The organism is Bartonella sp. B12(2025) (genome assembly GCF_053795135.1).
Window position 1 is genome coordinate 1,368,282 of sequence record NZ_CP200031.1, and the last position, 14,113, is coordinate 1,382,394.

At 37.5% G+C, this 14,113-nt stretch carries 17 protein-coding genes, 1 tRNA gene and 1 pseudogene; 7 read left to right on the plus strand and 12 right to left on the minus strand.

Annotated features, from left to right (window positions below; all coding sequences use genetic code 11):
* Position 1: 1 nt before the first annotated feature.
* From V3564_RS06100 to V3564_RS06130, 7 genes and pseudogenes are all read right to left on the minus strand, one after another.
* A complete protein-coding gene (locus V3564_RS06100; RefSeq protein ID WP_455480685.1) occupies positions 2-856 on the minus strand; it encodes a YihY/virulence factor BrkB family protein in 855 nt (284 codons plus the stop codon).
* A gap of 417 nt (positions 857-1,273) precedes the next feature.
* Positions 1,274-2,206 carry a prephenate/arogenate dehydrogenase family protein gene (locus V3564_RS06105; RefSeq protein ID WP_455480686.1) on the minus strand — a complete coding sequence of 311 codons (933 nt, stop codon included), beginning with the start codon at positions 2,204-2,206 and terminating at the stop codon, positions 1,274-1,276.
* Positions 2,207-3,059: 853 nt separating this feature from the next.
* Positions 3,060-4,100 carry a DNA polymerase III subunit delta gene (holA, locus tag V3564_RS06110; protein WP_455480687.1) on the minus strand — a complete coding sequence of 347 codons (1,041 nt, stop codon included), beginning with the start codon at positions 4,098-4,100 and terminating at the stop codon, positions 3,060-3,062.
* A gap of 4 nt (positions 4,101-4,104) precedes the next feature.
* A complete protein-coding gene (locus V3564_RS06115) occupies positions 4,105-4,548 on the minus strand; it encodes a hypothetical protein (RefSeq protein WP_455480688.1) in 444 nt (147 codons plus the stop codon).
* Between the two features lie 160 nt (positions 4,549-4,708).
* Positions 4,709-4,834, minus strand: a complete 126-nt coding sequence (locus V3564_RS06120; protein ID WP_455481470.1) for an ATP-binding cassette domain-containing protein — start codon at positions 4,832-4,834, stop codon at positions 4,709-4,711.
* 58 nt (positions 4,835-4,892) lie between these two features.
* Positions 4,893-5,776, minus strand: a pseudogene (locus tag V3564_RS06125) (ABC transporter permease).
* A gap of 232 nt (positions 5,777-6,008) precedes the next feature.
* Positions 6,009-6,251, minus strand: a complete 243-nt coding sequence (locus V3564_RS06130) for a hypothetical protein (protein WP_455480689.1) — start codon at positions 6,249-6,251, stop codon at positions 6,009-6,011.
* A 194-nt stretch (positions 6,252-6,445) separates the two neighbouring features.
* Between V3564_RS06130 and V3564_RS06135 the strand changes: the two genes are divergently transcribed.
* Positions 6,446-6,520, plus strand: a tRNA-Gly gene (locus tag V3564_RS06135).
* Positions 6,521-6,621: 101 nt separating this feature from the next.
* On the opposite strand, the gene V3564_RS06140 is transcribed toward V3564_RS06135, so the two are convergent.
* The 3 genes from V3564_RS06140 to V3564_RS06150 all read right to left on the minus strand — a co-directional run bounded on the left by V3564_RS06140 (position 6,622) and on the right by V3564_RS06150 (position 7,911).
* Complete coding sequence (locus V3564_RS06140) at positions 6,622-6,894, minus strand: hypothetical protein (protein ID WP_455480690.1); 273 nt, start codon at positions 6,892-6,894, stop codon at positions 6,622-6,624.
* A gap of 152 nt (positions 6,895-7,046) precedes the next feature.
* The gene (locus V3564_RS06145) at positions 7,047-7,343 is read right to left on the minus strand and encodes an EexN family lipoprotein (protein WP_455480691.1); all 297 of its coding nucleotides are present in this window, start codon (positions 7,341-7,343) and stop codon (positions 7,047-7,049) included.
* Complete coding sequence (locus V3564_RS06150; protein ID WP_455480692.1) at positions 7,282-7,911, minus strand: type IV secretion system protein; 630 nt, start codon at positions 7,909-7,911, stop codon at positions 7,282-7,284. The genes V3564_RS06145 and V3564_RS06150 overlap by 62 nt, the downstream gene beginning before the upstream one ends.
* 42 nt (positions 7,912-7,953) lie before the next feature.
* On the opposite strand from V3564_RS06150, the gene V3564_RS06155 reads away from it, so the two are divergent.
* The 6 genes from V3564_RS06155 to virB11 are packed head-to-tail and all read left to right on the plus strand — an operon-like array spanning position 7,954 to position 13,269.
* Positions 7,954-8,244 carry a TrbC/VirB2 family protein gene (locus V3564_RS06155; protein ID WP_455481471.1) on the plus strand — a complete coding sequence of 97 codons (291 nt, stop codon included), beginning with the start codon at positions 7,954-7,956 and terminating at the stop codon, positions 8,242-8,244.
* A gap of 26 nt (positions 8,245-8,270) precedes the next feature.
* Entirely contained in the window at positions 8,271-8,597 is a 327-nt protein-coding gene (locus tag V3564_RS06160) for a type IV secretion system protein VirB3 (protein ID WP_455480693.1), read from the plus strand.
* Positions 8,594-10,954: a VirB4 family type IV secretion/conjugal transfer ATPase gene (locus V3564_RS06165; protein WP_455480694.1), complete on the plus strand. Its 2,361-nt coding sequence runs from the start codon at positions 8,594-8,596 to the stop codon at positions 10,952-10,954. Before V3564_RS06160 ends, V3564_RS06165 begins: the two co-directional genes overlap by 4 nt.
* Complete coding sequence (locus V3564_RS06170) at positions 10,951-11,676, plus strand: type IV secretion system protein (RefSeq protein ID WP_455480695.1); 726 nt, start codon at positions 10,951-10,953, stop codon at positions 11,674-11,676. The genes V3564_RS06165 and V3564_RS06170 overlap by 4 nt, the downstream gene beginning before the upstream one ends.
* Positions 11,677-11,704: 28 nt before the next feature.
* Positions 11,705-12,148 carry an EexN family lipoprotein gene (locus V3564_RS06175; protein WP_455480696.1) on the plus strand — a complete coding sequence of 148 codons (444 nt, stop codon included), beginning with the start codon at positions 11,705-11,707 and terminating at the stop codon, positions 12,146-12,148.
* A 38-nt stretch (positions 12,149-12,186) separates the two neighbouring features.
* Positions 12,187-13,269: a P-type DNA transfer ATPase VirB11 gene (gene virB11, locus V3564_RS06180; protein ID WP_455480697.1), complete on the plus strand. Its 1,083-nt coding sequence runs from the start codon at positions 12,187-12,189 to the stop codon at positions 13,267-13,269.
* 140 nt (positions 13,270-13,409) lie between these two features.
* On the opposite strand, the gene V3564_RS06185 is transcribed toward virB11, so the two are convergent.
* Together V3564_RS06185 and V3564_RS06190 are read right to left on the minus strand one after the other, a co-directional pair.
* On the minus strand, positions 13,410-13,724 hold the full coding sequence (locus V3564_RS06185; RefSeq protein WP_455480698.1) for a helix-turn-helix domain-containing protein: 315 nt from the start codon (positions 13,722-13,724) through the stop codon (positions 13,410-13,412).
* A complete protein-coding gene (locus V3564_RS06190; protein WP_455480699.1) occupies positions 13,724-14,065 on the minus strand; it encodes a type II toxin-antitoxin system RelE/ParE family toxin in 342 nt (113 codons plus the stop codon). The genes V3564_RS06185 and V3564_RS06190 overlap by 1 nt, the downstream gene beginning before the upstream one ends.
* Positions 14,066-14,113 lie beyond the last annotated feature (48 nt).

Here is a 14,113-nt window from a genome sequence, read left to right on the forward strand (position 1 = left end):
TTCATTCATTTGAATGTTGTAAATGATCGCGATAAAACATGATTGCCGCGTTAATTTCACCTCCAAAAATAAAAATCGCACTCAACATGTAAAGAAAAATAATGGCAACCATGATAGACGCTAACCCTGCATAGGTAGAAATGTAATCAAACATTGCGAGATATTGAGCAAAGGCAATGGAAGCCACACACCACAGGAAGATTGTCGCCAAAATTCCTGGCAAAATATCTATAAATCTGCGCTGCCCAGCCGGTAACCATCTATGAGCAATTAAAAGACTTATGAAGAGAACAACCAATACAATTGCATAGTGCCATAAACGAACTACTCCAATATATTCAGTAATGAAAGAAGAATGATTTCGCATAATTTTAATCAACAAAGGCACCACAATTAATGAAAAGCTAAGCACCACAAGACCGATTGCTCCAATGATCACAAAAAATAAGCTTTGCAAACGACAAAATAACAAACTACGACGATCAACAACGCGATAAGCCTTATTCAAGGCCGTACGCAAAGCTTCCACCCCATTAGAGGCGAAATATGCTGCTCCAACAATAGAAATCGTTAGTAGACCTTTTCGCTGAGTGGTTAAAACATTGATAATCTCCTGAGACAAAGGCTCTGCAATCGCATCCGGCAATAACTGTATGAGCGCTTTGATTTTTTGCGGTGTGTACGTATAAGCCCCGAGAAAACTAGCAAGAGAAGTTCCAAAAATGAAAAAAGGAAAAAACGACAAAAGCCCCGACAATGCAATATGACTCGCAAAAGCATTTCCATTATCACGCAAATAATGGCTTACTGCATTTACAAGAATACGATAACTATATCTAAATACATTTTTTATCAAAGTTTAATACTTTCTTTAAAAAACCTTTCTTCAAAAGAAAAATAAATTATAAAAAGCTTATATATACTTTATAAACAAAATATTTTTTTACAAAAAGCAAGAACAATTATAATCAAGTGCAATCAATTTATATCAGACCACAAAAGATGCATTAATGGATCTCGTCAATGATCTAAAACGATTAGAGTGTCGCAGCATAATCGCCTCACAATATCGTGTATACAATCACTACAACCTTTATCCTCACCATTACCCATAACAAAACAACGACAAACCCTCATTGCATACACAAACATGGACATACCCATCTTGAAGAAAGTCCTCTCATCACCCCTGGAGATTAATTAAACACAAATACACACAGGGTTGTTCACAAAAAAATCTCGCCGCGAATTCAAGATAAACAATATCATTACTTTATATATTCTCTTTACGAACCACATGGCGTCCAAAATCAGGTACATCAATTTCCTGTCCAGCAGCAATAATGCTGCTCCGCACTGCCCGTGTGCGCGTAAAAAAATTAAACAGTGCATCCCCATCTCCCTGATGGATTGCGCGCTCTAAATACGCAAGACCTTCATTAAAATGGCTCAGCATTTCCAAGATAGCATTCTTATTATGCAAACAAATATCCCGCCACATAACAGGATCAGAAGAGGCCAAACGGGTAAAATCACGAAAGCCTGAAGCTGAATAAGAAATCACTTCTGAATTGGTCACCTTCTCTAAATCACTAGCTGTCCCAACCATATTGTACGCAATCAAATGCGGCAAATGCGAGACAACAGCCAAAACAAGATCATGACGCTTAGGATCCATTTTTTCAACACGTGCACCACAAGCTTCCCAAAACGCTGTCAATTGCGCTATAGCCACAGCATCACTTTCAGCAAAAGGCGTTAAAATACACCAGCGTTTCAGAAACAAATCAGCAAAACCGGCATCCGGTCCTGAATATTCTGTTCCTGCAATCGGATGACCAGGAATAAAGTGAACCGTTTTTGGCAATAAAGGCGCCATTTCTTCAATAACCAATGCTTTTGTAGAGCCAACATCACTCACAATCGCCCCTGGCTTTAAATGATCACGAATAGTCTTTGCTACCTCCGCACTCGCCCCAACAGGAACAGAAATAACAACTAAATCTGCTCCTTCAACAGCTTCTGCATTATTCGTTGTATAAAAATCCCCAAGTTCCAATTCGCGCGCTCTTTTCAATGTTTCTTGCCGACGCGTTGCAATAGAAATTTGAGCTGCGAGATTTTTCTTTTTAATCACTCTTGCTAAAGAAGAGCCAATAAGACCGATCCCAATAAGTGTTATTTTGTCAAACTGAATATGGAGCATCTTTCACCTTTTAAAGACTCTTGGAAAACGGCAACAAAGCTACAATTTGTTCATCTGTTTGTTCAAGGTTTATGTATCAAACATTTTAAAAACTACAACCGAAAAAAGAATAAATAATAAAGTTACGAATCACCCAATAATCACCTGTACAAACCACTAACAGATCATTTTTACCTGAAAATACACCAAAAGATTAATAACAGACAATATAATATCAAACCATAAAACCCGTAAATTCATTGCTCACAAGCATGCATCACGGCACAAAATACAAATGCTCTCTTTCAAATTCTTGAGCAATAAGAATAACCGTTCTGCACAAAACATCACCGATTTTATTTCAAAAAGCTCCCCTGAAATATAAGCAGATGTTACTTCTCCATAAAGTGCTTGAGTTATACCGTGCAAAGCCTTACGGCAGCAATAAATAACACAAGTTTTTCGAATGTTGAAAATTCCACTAAACAAATCGTGCAAAAAGATACTGTGATTCTAAAAGAATTTTTTCTTCCCACGATTTTATAAATCAAATCCATATGAGGTAAACTGGCTCTGCAAACAAGAAGGTTTTAAAACAATAATACCTTTAACATCCTTATTGTTAGATAAATTCGCTGATAAAAACAGCATTCACCTTTTATCAAAGCTCATAAAAACAAAAAACTTTCTTTCCATAGGTCTCTCGCTTTTATCATAACAGATTACAAAAATGATAGATACAAACTACGTCACTTCTACCTTTTGAAGACCACCACCTTGCTCTTTCAAAAAACAAATAAATCTTGAGAGAAAAATTCATTTTATAAAATTTTCAAGGTCTTAAAATAGACTTTCACAAATACAATTAAATATTTTAAGCAGCCATTTGGCGCCGCGCAATAATTGTAAGTCCCAGCAAAGCTTGGCGAATGATAGCTTCTCCTAAAAGTGGGTTTTTACGGCTGTCTAAAACAGCACTCTGAATTCTTTCCATTGCGTAGGAAATATGTTCTAACTTCCAATATTTTAAAGCTTGCTCAACCGTTCTTTTCCGTTGAAAAAAAATCGGTGGCCGTGCCTGAGCAATCACTGTAAAAGGAGATTTCCCTTCAACCTCAACTTGATAACGCAAAAGCTGCAATTGTTGAAAATGCCTTTGTGCCGTACTCAAAATAAAAAAAAGTGTACCATGCAACGTTGCATGTTGGCTAAAATGAGTCTCAAAACCTCGTACATCACCCAACAAAAGAGCATCTATCACTTCATCCAGAGAAAGAGCACTCACATTGCTCACAATAACTTTCACATCTTCCAGACTAATATGAACATCCGAAGCGTAAAGACAAAGCTTCTCCAATTCACTCCGTGATACAAGACGATCCCCTCCCAAACTTTCGTGCAACCACTTGCGCGCATCTAAAGAAAGAGTCTTCTTAAAATCACCTAAAACCTCATCAATCAGACCATCAAGAGAACGAGCGTCATCTGCAAAACAAGGAAGAGCCATCGCTTTTGCTGTCGTTTCCACAACATTGCGCAGCCCTGTTCCTTTTTTCAAATCTCCTGCTTCAATGAGAATAAAACACGCTTCTGGTGGTTCCTCAATTAAAAGCTTCAAGGCTTTAAGAAAACCTTTTTGGTTCGCACCATTAGAGATCCATATCAAACGATCTCCCCCAAAAAGCGATAAAGTGCGCGCTTCATTTTCCAAACGGGCAGGGTCTTTATCAATCTCAGCTGCATCCAAACGAATAGTTGAAAATGGATCCTCTATCGCTATCTGTGTAAGCTTAGCAAAGCGTTGCGCACGTTCACAAACAAGACCGCGATCTGAACCGTAAATGAGAACAATAGGAAAAGAACGCGAAAAATGCGTCAAAAAATGATCAACTTCATGCGCTTTTTTCTGAGCCAAAATATTAATCCATTAAAAGTTCATCATAATCAAGAGCTTTCTCGCAAACTTTTTGAAACATGCCAATTAAATCATTTACATTTAAAAATTTACGTTCTTCTTGACACATATCTAAAATCACTTTTTCAGCATGTAACATCAGTATCCAATCTCCGTGATCAAAAGCTTGACACACAGAATGTGTCACCATAATAGCTGTTAATCTTTTCTCTTCAACAATTTTTTCGATCAACCGCATCACAAAACCAGCCATTCCTGAATCTAATGTTGAGGTACATTCATCAAACAATAAAACATCCACATGCACTAAAGTAGCCATCCACCATAAGGCAAACTGCTTGACACTGTTCACCTGACAAACTGTCCATGAATTATGGATACACGCTTCAAGACCAATGTCTAGTTGGACAATTTCATTTTGAAAAAATTGCCGTTTCTCATGATTCAAGGCTGAATATAAACCACGATAACGCTCCCGAAAAACTACAAGAGCAAAATTTCACTCAATTGTTAAAGACCCGCAGCTTTCCATTAACAAATCCTAAAAAATACAAGCAACTCTCCCAGCTCACTTGCTCATCAATTGTCGAGAAACATTTTGTCCATTATCACCACTTGACATCTTTAAGGAGAGTTGCGCCTGATAAAACATAGAGCAAAATTGATCTACCAGCGCCATTTAAACCAATAATCGCAAAAAAACTGTCCCTATAAACCTTGAGGTTAATATCAATTAAAACTTATTTTTCCAAAAGCATCTGCGATTTAAAAGCAACCCCGACATGAGAAAACTCAATCACGTTTATGCCTTCCCAATTGCCGTGATATAAGGATTGAAACAACTAAAAGTACCATGTTTAACTGAAAATCTGCCGACATATCAGTACCAGTCCTATTTCCCTCAAACGCAAATTGCACTGTAACGCAGTAAAGCACAGATTCCACAAGACAACTGACAATAATCCAAAAATATTGCACATACAAAATAAAGTTCCACCGATAACTAAGTGCCGCCGAACCGACAACAATCATACCAGCTCCACCGATATATCAATAACAATCACCGTTTGAATATAAAGAGAACCACCAAGTACAACACACGCATTTGAAAAATCCATACCAAATAAATCAACGCTAACATATGAATCTCTTGCGCCGTAGCTATTTGTGAATCAACATCAATTCTTACAGCAAGACATGTTTTACTTTCTCAAAAGCACCAAATAAAAAATGCCACAGACCAGTAATACCGTACCATCAAAAAGAGAATGCACAAAAATATCAGGCAAACCGAACAGATTATACGAGAGTGTTAAAGCAGTATCAGCCAGTGCCAAATTAACATTAGAGCCTTTTATAATCCTCATAATACGAAGATTAATTGTATAAAGTAACTGACATTGTTAAAATTGAAGCTAAGAGGTTTTAAATGCCAACATGTAAATTCAGCAAAGCTGTTAATGAACATGTCATTATACCATACAAAAAGCGCGTGCCATAATGACATACCTGGAAGAACCAAGATATCATACACCGATGATCCAAGACAAAATAAATCACCTACAGTTTAAATCAGGAAAATATAAAACGCGAAATGAAAAATAACTCCAAGTTCAACAAACGCATAAATTAAGGCCGCCTAATTCTATAGCACCAGAAAACGTAAATACACTCATCCAAAGATCCTCATGAAAATTTAACGCACTTTTATTGTAGCAACGCCATATTAATGGAAATCTACTGAGAATCTTTGTCGCGCATTCAATAACCGCTCACAAACATTATTTTGGCTCCGGTAGGATCAAAAATTGTAGCAAAAACAATAAGAATTGTTTTGCTACCACAAGCACTACTTGTGCTGAAGATGTGCTAATTGTAACAATCACATCAGGTTTATCACCAATAAAATTACGTGCAACCTGCATTGCTGTAGAAATATTGCTCTGTACTGATAAAAAAGGCGCTCGAAATTTTCACCATTTTATAGCCATTTTCTTCGATAACATCCCCTACCCCTTTGCGAACTATATCCGCAGCACGATGCAACATAATTCGCGTGATTGCCACTTTAACTTTCTCCGTTGGCTTTGCAAAGCTATTCATTGTAAAAATAGCTGTAACATCAACATACAAACTGACTACTCTAAACATCGTCACTCCCCCCACATTTGTAATAATCGTAGAAGGCAATTTATTTAAAGGGAGACTCTTAAAATCAATCTTTATTTCCTCTTTTGAAACATCAGCAAAATAAATCAAACTAAAATGTTATTTTTTTGTTGCAATTCTCAAAAGCCTACGCCATACAAGCAATATCTGAAGCAAAATATGTTTCGAATCGGTGAGCGGGTGTAGCTCAGGGGTAGAGCACAACCTTGCCAAGGTTGGGGTCGTGGGTTCGAATCCCATCGCCCGCTCCATAGGTGTTTTGCATTTATTAACCAGCTATTTGTAGCTTGCCGCCTCGTTTTGCACTATTTGCTACCTTGTTTTGCACCAATTCATTTTTTTCACAGTTTTTTTAAGGGGTCTTCAAAGGAACTTTAAAAGCTCCTTTTTCTGTAATTTCTAAAAGTGCAGACTTTCCTTTAAACAGTGGTCCTAACGATATAACAAGAAATAAGCCAAGTTGTGCTAACATTGAGACGATAAAACCAACCGTGCAAAATATAGCAATAATAGCTATGCAAATAATACCAGCTGCCCAGTTAACAATAAACATTCCTATTTCAATCCATCCAGTGTTTTGATTTGCTGCATCAAAAACGTGTGCATCAGCATTTTCTAGCATCATATATATTCACTTGATTACGTTTTGGGAATATGATTACTCTTGATTAAATAGCTGTGACTGTGTTTTTTCGACTTTCTCGGTGAGTTCTTGCAGCTTTTTTTCCATCTTTCTTCTGCTTCTTTTTCTCGTTTCTCAGCTTCTCTCTCCCATTTTTAGTGGTAAGCTTGTTCTTTTGCTATTCGTTTAGCTCTCATTTCTTCTATTTGTTTAAGTTCTTCTTCTTTACGAGCTCTTTCTTGCGCTTGTTTTCTGCGTTCTACATCGATTTGATGTTGTGCCACTCGGACATTTTCACAGTTTTTCGAATGTCCTGTCCATCCACATCTGACAATCCATTCTTCACGTAATTTTTCATCTTTTTTAAAGTTGGCTACGCTATAGGTTTTTTCACACCCAGCAGCGATAATTCCGGTGCAAAGAAGCAAAGTTGTTATGGTGGTTTTGTTCATGATTTTTCCCTCTCTTTGTTTTGCGCTTGCATAGCAGTTGTCTCGCATAATCTTTGTATCGCGCATTAAATTCTTCTCTAGCGCAGATTTGTGCAGCTTTTTCTTGCGCTTTCTGAATCATGGCAGCGGCTTGCATTTGTAGGAGTTGTGCTTGCAATTCTGCTTGCACAGTTGATAATTGTGTTTGAACGTCTTGGACTTGAGCAGCCGTTTTGGCATTTTTAAGTTTTTCAGAGAGCTTTTTAACCGCTTTTTTGATTTCAACAGCCTCTTTGTAAACCGATTCACCTAATGCTGCTTGCCCTACATTACGATTATGCAGTTTTTCGACTTCTTGCTGGTAAAAAGCATCAACTGCTGCTTTTGATCCCGCACCGCTTGATGGCTCTTTGTAGAAGAGTTTTTCTGTCCATTTTCCAGTATTTCCACCGCTACCGGTGCCATCTATCGATTGTTCAAAATGATTAAAATCAGAAGATAAAGTGAAATTATTACCTTGTTTATTGAACATTTCTTGTAAAGCGGACAAATCAGTGGCGCCGTTTAAGGAACCATATAGTTTTTTCATTTCATTAAGAAACTTTGCACATATATTGGATCGCTTAATACTATAAATGCAATAAGAAGCATAAGCATTGTAGTGAGCCATTTTTTTTGTGCATTTATAGTATTAAGCGATCCAGCATATGCGCAAAGCTTCGGAACAATTGAAAGCTCTCTTGACCAAATAGTAAATGCTTTAACAGGACCTATTGCAAAAGCTATTGCAACAATTTCAGTTGCCGGTGTTGGTATTGCATGGATTGCCGGTTATATAGAATTGCGTAAAACCTTCTTTGTTTGTGTTGGTATTGGCATTGTTTTTGGTGCACCACAAATTGTTACAGCGCTTTCCTCATAACTTCCTTATTCCAGCATTTAAAAGTTATGGAAAAGCGCGATAAGCTAATAGAAGATACTTTATTTCTTGCGTGTACCCGCCCTGCAATGATTGCAGGTGTGCCAGTAGAAGCTATGGGCTTAAACGCTATGGCAACGCTTATATTGTTTATTATAACAAGTAATATTTTCTATATCACCTTCGGTATTATCGCACATTTCATCATTAAGGAAATTCTTAAACACGATCATAATAAAGTTCGTATCCTTCTTGCATGGCAAAAAACACGCATTTTTGCCAGAAATTCTCATTTATGGGGTGGAGCAAGTCTTTCTCCGTTGCGGTTAATCCGCGATTATGAGGAATTAAAATGAAAAAAAATCATTACAAGAATGAAAAACTGCCAGAATCCATCATACCTTATGTACGCCATGTAAATAAACACGTCATCGCACTAGATTCACGCGCGCTTATGACTGTCATTGCTCTTGAAGGTATTAATTTTGAGACCGCTGACATTATTGATTTAAACGTGCTTCACGAACAGTTAAATAACCTGTTTAAAAACATCGCTGATGAACGCATAGCAATTTACAGTCATATTATCAGAAAGCGTGAAACAGTTTATCCGGATGGCACTTTTAGATCAACATTTGCCAAACAATTAGATGACAAATACCGTGAAAGAATGATCTCTCAGGAACTGTATCGTAACGATCTTTATCTTTCCATCATATGGAATCCCCACGTTGATAAAGCTGATAAATTAGCTGATTTTTTTAAGCGTTTGGGACAAGCAAAAAAAACAAAGACAGAAGTTGATAAAGAATCCATTCGTAAACTTGAAAACATCACAACAGATCTTATTCAAAATTTAGAGCGTTACGGCGCAAAAAGGCTTAGCCTTTATGAATATGACGGAAATATTTTTTCTGAACAAAGTGAATTTATTCACCAACTGGTTGGTGGCCGCCGTGAACGTATACCGCTTACATGGGGCACAATAGCATCCGCTGTCTATTCAGATCGTCTTATTTTTGGGAAAGAAATCATAGAAATACGCTACGAGGCCGGACAACGATTTGCAGGAATGCTTGGTTGGAAAGAATATCCAGCAAAAACAAAATTAGGCATGACAGATGGTCTGTTAACACTTCCCTTTGAATTTATTTTTACCCAATCTTTTGTCTTCAAAAGCAAAAATATTGCCAAACAAATTATGGGACGTAAACAAAACCAAATGGTCAATGCCGGAGACCGCGCCGGATCACAAATTATAGAACTTGATGATGCGCTTGATGACCTTGAATCAAATCGTTTTGTTTTAGGAGAACATCATTTATCATTAGCAGTTTTTGCTGATACCCCACAAGAGCTTACGGATAATCTTGCCAAAGCTCGTTCTTGTCTTACAGATGGTGGTGCTATTATTGCACGTGAAGATCTTGGGCTTGCAGCGGCTTGGTGGGCACAGCTTCCTGGAAATTATGCCTATCGCACACGCTCTGGTGCAATTACAAGTCGTAACTATGCAGCACTTTCCCCTTTTCATTCATTTCCAGTGGGGAAAATAGATGGTAACGAATGGGGCCCCGCAGTGGCTTTAATGAAAACATCTGCCGGCTCACCCTTCTATTTCAATTTTCATTTTGGTGATTTAGGCAACACTTTTGTTTGCGGTCCATCTGGTTCTGGTAAAACCGTTATTGTCAATTTTCTTTTAGCACAACTTCAAAAACATAATCCCAATATGATTTTTTTTGATAAAGATCGTGGAGCTGAACTCTTTGTAAGAGCGGGCGGCGGCAAATATATGCCACTAAAAAATGGGAAACCAACAGGAATAGCGCCACTTAAAGGCTTGGATTATAATAATCCGGCAGATAAAGTATTCTTGCGGCAATGGATTACAAAACTTGTCTCTTCTGAGGATCAAAAAATTAGTGAAACAGAAAAGCAAGATATTTCTGCTGCTGTTGAACAACTCGCCTTGTTACCTAAAGAACAACGTACAATCTCCGCCTTACAAATGTTTTTCGATGCTACCCATAAAGAAGGCATATCCGGGCGTTTAGAAAAGTGGTGTAAAGATAATACATTAGGGTGGGTTTTTGATAATCCTAATGACGATATTGGCATTGATGCAAAATTTATTGGTTATGATATGACTGATTTTTTGGACAATGACGAAATTCGTCCTCCACTAATGATGTATCTCTTTCATCGAATACTCTCCCTCATTGACGGACGTCGCATTATCATTGTCATTGACGAATTCTGGAAAGTATTAGAAGACGATTCTTTTAAAGCCTTTGCACAAGATAGGCTCAAAACAATCCGTAAACAAAATGGTTTGATGTTGTTCGCTACGCAATCACCCAAAGATGCAATCAACTCGACAATTGCACATACCATTATAGAACAATGCCCAACACAGATTTATTTTCCGAACCAAAAAGGAAACCATTCTGATTATGTGGAAGGTTTTAAATTATCAGACAGAGAATTTAATCTTATACAAACAGAATTAACCAGAGAGTCACGACGTTTTCTCATCAAGCAAGGACAAAGTTCTGTTGTTGCAGAACTGAATTTACGTGGATTTGATGACGAAATAGCTATCTTAAGCGGTACAACTAAGAATATTGAATTACTAGAAACCATTATTGGTGAAGTCGGTGAAACTCCAGAAAAATGGTTACCCCTTTTTCAAGAAAGATCAAAACAATGAAAAAGTTTTTATTAGCAACGGCTCTTTGTGCAATTTCTTTTGGATTAAACACAAATGCACTTGCAGTAATACCTACATTTGATGCCGCAACTGTTGCCAAAATGATAGACCAATTAAAACAAGGGAAACAGCAGCTTGAGCAATTAAAGGGACAAATTAATGAAATGAAAAAATTATATGGTTCCTTAAACGGCGCCACTGATTTGTCTACTTTACAAGAAATGTTCAATAAACAAGGTAATAATTCCGCTTTGCCTTCTGATTTTAATCATTTTCAACAATCCATAGATGGCACCGGTGGCAGTAGCGGTAGCGGTGGAAATACTGGAAAATGGACAGAAAAACTCCTCTACAAAGAGCCATCAGGCGGTGCGGGATCAAAAGCAGCAGTCGATGCTTTTTACCAGCAAGAAGTCGAAAAACTGCATAATCGTAATGTAGGGCAAGCAGCATTAGGTGAATCGGTTTACAAAGAGGCCGTTGAAATCAAAAAAACGGTTAAAAAGCTCTCTGAAAAACTTAAAAATGCTAAAACGGCTGCTCAAGTCCAGGACGTTCAAACACAATTATCAACTGTGCAAGCAGAATTGCAAGCACAACTCCTACAAATGCAAGCAGCCGCCATGATTCAACAAGCGCAAGAAAAAGCTGCACAAATCCGCGAGAGAGAAGAATTTAACGCGCGATACAAAGATTATGCAAGACAACTGTTAGGCAATTAAAGTGTAAAGCAAAAAGAGGGGAAAACTCATGAAAAAAATCACTATAACAACTTTGCTTCTTTGCACCGGAATTATCGCTGCTGGATGCGAAAAAACCTATAGCGTAGCCAATTTTAAAAAAGATGAAAAATTACGTGAAGAATGGATTGTCAGATGTGGATGGACAGGACATTCGAAAAACTGTGAAAATGTCCGAGTGGCACAACATCAAATCGATGTAGAACGCAGAAAACAAGCGCAAGAGAGAGCTCGTAAAGAAGAAGAAGAATGGCGTAGAACAGCAGAAGAAAGACGCAAAAAAGCCGAAGAAGAGAGAGCCAAACAAGAAGCTGAAGAAAAAGCTAGACATGAAAAATGGCTAATCAAAATGAAACAAAAAGCAAAAGAAATAGAAGAAGAACGTAAAAAAAAGATGCAAGAAACAATCGAAAGAGTCAAAAAAATACAAGCAGAAACCTTTGGTAGAAAATAACCATAGTCCCAAAAATTTGATCCAGTGAATGTATAATAATGCTAGAAAATACAGACTTTTTTGCTAAAACCGAAGCCGCTTTAATGCAGCCTCTTACAAAGATAATGGATAACACCATTGACTATATTTCAAATGGTTTATCTGGTCCTCTTACTGCATCTTGCACGCTCTACATAATTTTTCTGGGATACAATACGATTTACGGCCGTTCTTCTATGCCAATGTGGGAATTTATGGCAACAACTGTAAAACTTGCCATCATTATAACATTAGCAACACACGCTCCACAGAAGATTAGTGTAGAAAGTCCAGTTCTCTCAGCAACACTTCCAAATAACGAGCGTATACAAATTGTTATGCCCCCCGCTGTTGCACAAGGTACGATAAGCATGACAATTCGTAAACCTTCATCACGAGCTTTTTCTCTTGAAAGTTTACACGAAAACCATTTGTTTTCCATTACAAAAAATGTCAGTTTTACACCTATTGAACAAATGACAAAACGGCTGGCCGAGCTTGTTGACACCGATAAAGAATTAATAGATTTGTTTGCGGCCAAAGATTTTTGTAATTTTTTAGAAAAAGCAGTTATTACACAACAAAATATTTTAATATCTGGCAAAACCGGCTCTGGTAAAACAACACTCTCTAAAGCTTTGATTGCGAAAATTCCCGAACATGAACGAATTTTAACCATTGAAGATACCCCAGAGCTCGTCGTTCCTCATTTAAACAAAGTACAACTTTTTTATTCGAAAGATAATCAAGGGCTAGCAAAAACGGGAGCTAAAGAGCTACTTGAATCTGGATTACGTATGCGGCCAGATAGAATACTTTTACAAGAGTTGCGTGATGGTACAGCTTTTTATTATATCCGCAATGTCAATTCTGGCCACCCAGGATCAATCACAACGGTTCATGCTTCATCTCCTTTAGCAGCATTTGAACAAATGACACTTCTTGTGAAAGAAAGTGATGGTGGGAGTAGTTTAGCGCGTGATGATATCCGTGGCTTATTAATTTCTATGATTGATGTCATTATCCAATGTAAGCGCATTGAAGGAAAATTTCGTGTGACAGAAATTTATTATGATCCTTTTAAGCGTCGAGATACCTTCTAAAAAGTGATTGAAGTTAATTAAACAAATCCGAATGCGTTCCCGTACGCTCAAATCGCAATTGATTACCACTAATTTTGTAAATTATTAGCATTGCGGCAACGATTCTTAATTTCTTCTTCACTCAACATATCAAAACCTCCTCATGCCGATAAAGCCTTCTTAAGAGCGCGGTTTACAGCTTCTGGTTCATTTTCAATAACAGAAAGCAATATCCGAGAAGGCATATCGATAGAATATCGACCTTGTTCCCAATCACGAATACGACCTACAGAAAAGCCAAACCGTGCCGCAAATTGTGTTTGTGTCAAACCAATATTTTTTCTAATTTTTTTCACATCAACGTTTGCAGGAATATGAATGCCAAATTTTGTGATATCAGCTTCACCTTTAGCATAGGAAAGAGCTTCACGTGCACCTTGTAATATACGCGATCCTGCTTTACCTTCCTTCTCCATTATTTTTCCTTTCGATATTCATTTAAGAGCGCGGTTAAAATTCCTTTAAGCTCATTTCTTTCAGCCTTTGTCAAATTTCCTTGAGACGATTTACTGTAAACATCTAAAAGAAAAACCGGAATATCTTGACCACCAAAAAAAGTAATAATCCTATATCCGCCACTTTTACCTTTATGTTTTGTCGGAAACCGAACTTTCCTAGCACCGCCTGTACCTTGCATAAGATCACCGGCATCTGGATTAGCGGCAATAAAAGAGACTATATCAAAGAGCTCATCAGACGATATACCTTCATCTTTTGCAGAGGTTAGATAAGCCGTTGTTTCAATGACCGTTTGCATACACTTTAAATATACGGGTATCCCGTATATTGTCAAGCAAAAATATAA

Bases quoted from the DNA above. Each gene is read 5' to 3' on its own strand.
- V3564_RS06145 (WP_455480691.1), bottom strand. From the start codon at position 7,343: ATGAACAAAACCACCATAACAACTTTGCTTCTTTGCACCGGAATTATC.
- V3564_RS06150 (WP_455480692.1), bottom strand. From the start codon at position 7,911: ATGAAAAAACTATATGGTTCCTTAAACGGCGCCACTGATTTGTCCGCT.
- V3564_RS06140 (WP_455480690.1), bottom strand. From the start codon at position 6,894: ATGATGCTAGAAAATGCTGATGCACACGTTTTTGATGCAGCAAATCAA.
- V3564_RS06190 (WP_455480699.1), bottom strand. From the start codon at position 14,065: ATGCAAACGGTCATTGAAACAACGGCTTATCTAACCTCTGCAAAAGAT.
- V3564_RS06160 (WP_455480693.1), top strand. From the start codon at position 8,271: ATGGAAAAGCGCGATAAGCTAATAGAAGATACTTTATTTCTTGCGTGT.
- V3564_RS06170 (WP_455480695.1), top strand. From the start codon at position 10,951: ATGAAAAAGTTTTTATTAGCAACGGCTCTTTGTGCAATTTCTTTTGGA.
- V3564_RS06175 (WP_455480696.1), top strand. From the start codon at position 11,705: ATGAAAAAAATCACTATAACAACTTTGCTTCTTTGCACCGGAATTATC.
- V3564_RS06185 (WP_455480698.1), bottom strand. From the start codon at position 13,724: ATGGAGAAGGAAGGTAAAGCAGGATCGCGTATATTACAAGGTGCACGT.
- V3564_RS06105 (WP_455480686.1), bottom strand. From the start codon at position 2,206: ATGCTCCATATTCAGTTTGACAAAATAACACTTATTGGGATCGGTCTT.
- virB11 (WP_455480697.1), top strand. From the start codon at position 12,187: ATGCTAGAAAATACAGACTTTTTTGCTAAAACCGAAGCCGCTTTAATG.
- V3564_RS06130 (WP_455480689.1), bottom strand. From the start codon at position 6,251: ATGTTTAGAGTAGTCAGTTTGTATGTTGATGTTACAGCTATTTTTACA.
- V3564_RS06165 (WP_455480694.1), top strand. From the start codon at position 8,594: ATGAAAAAAAATCATTACAAGAATGAAAAACTGCCAGAATCCATCATA.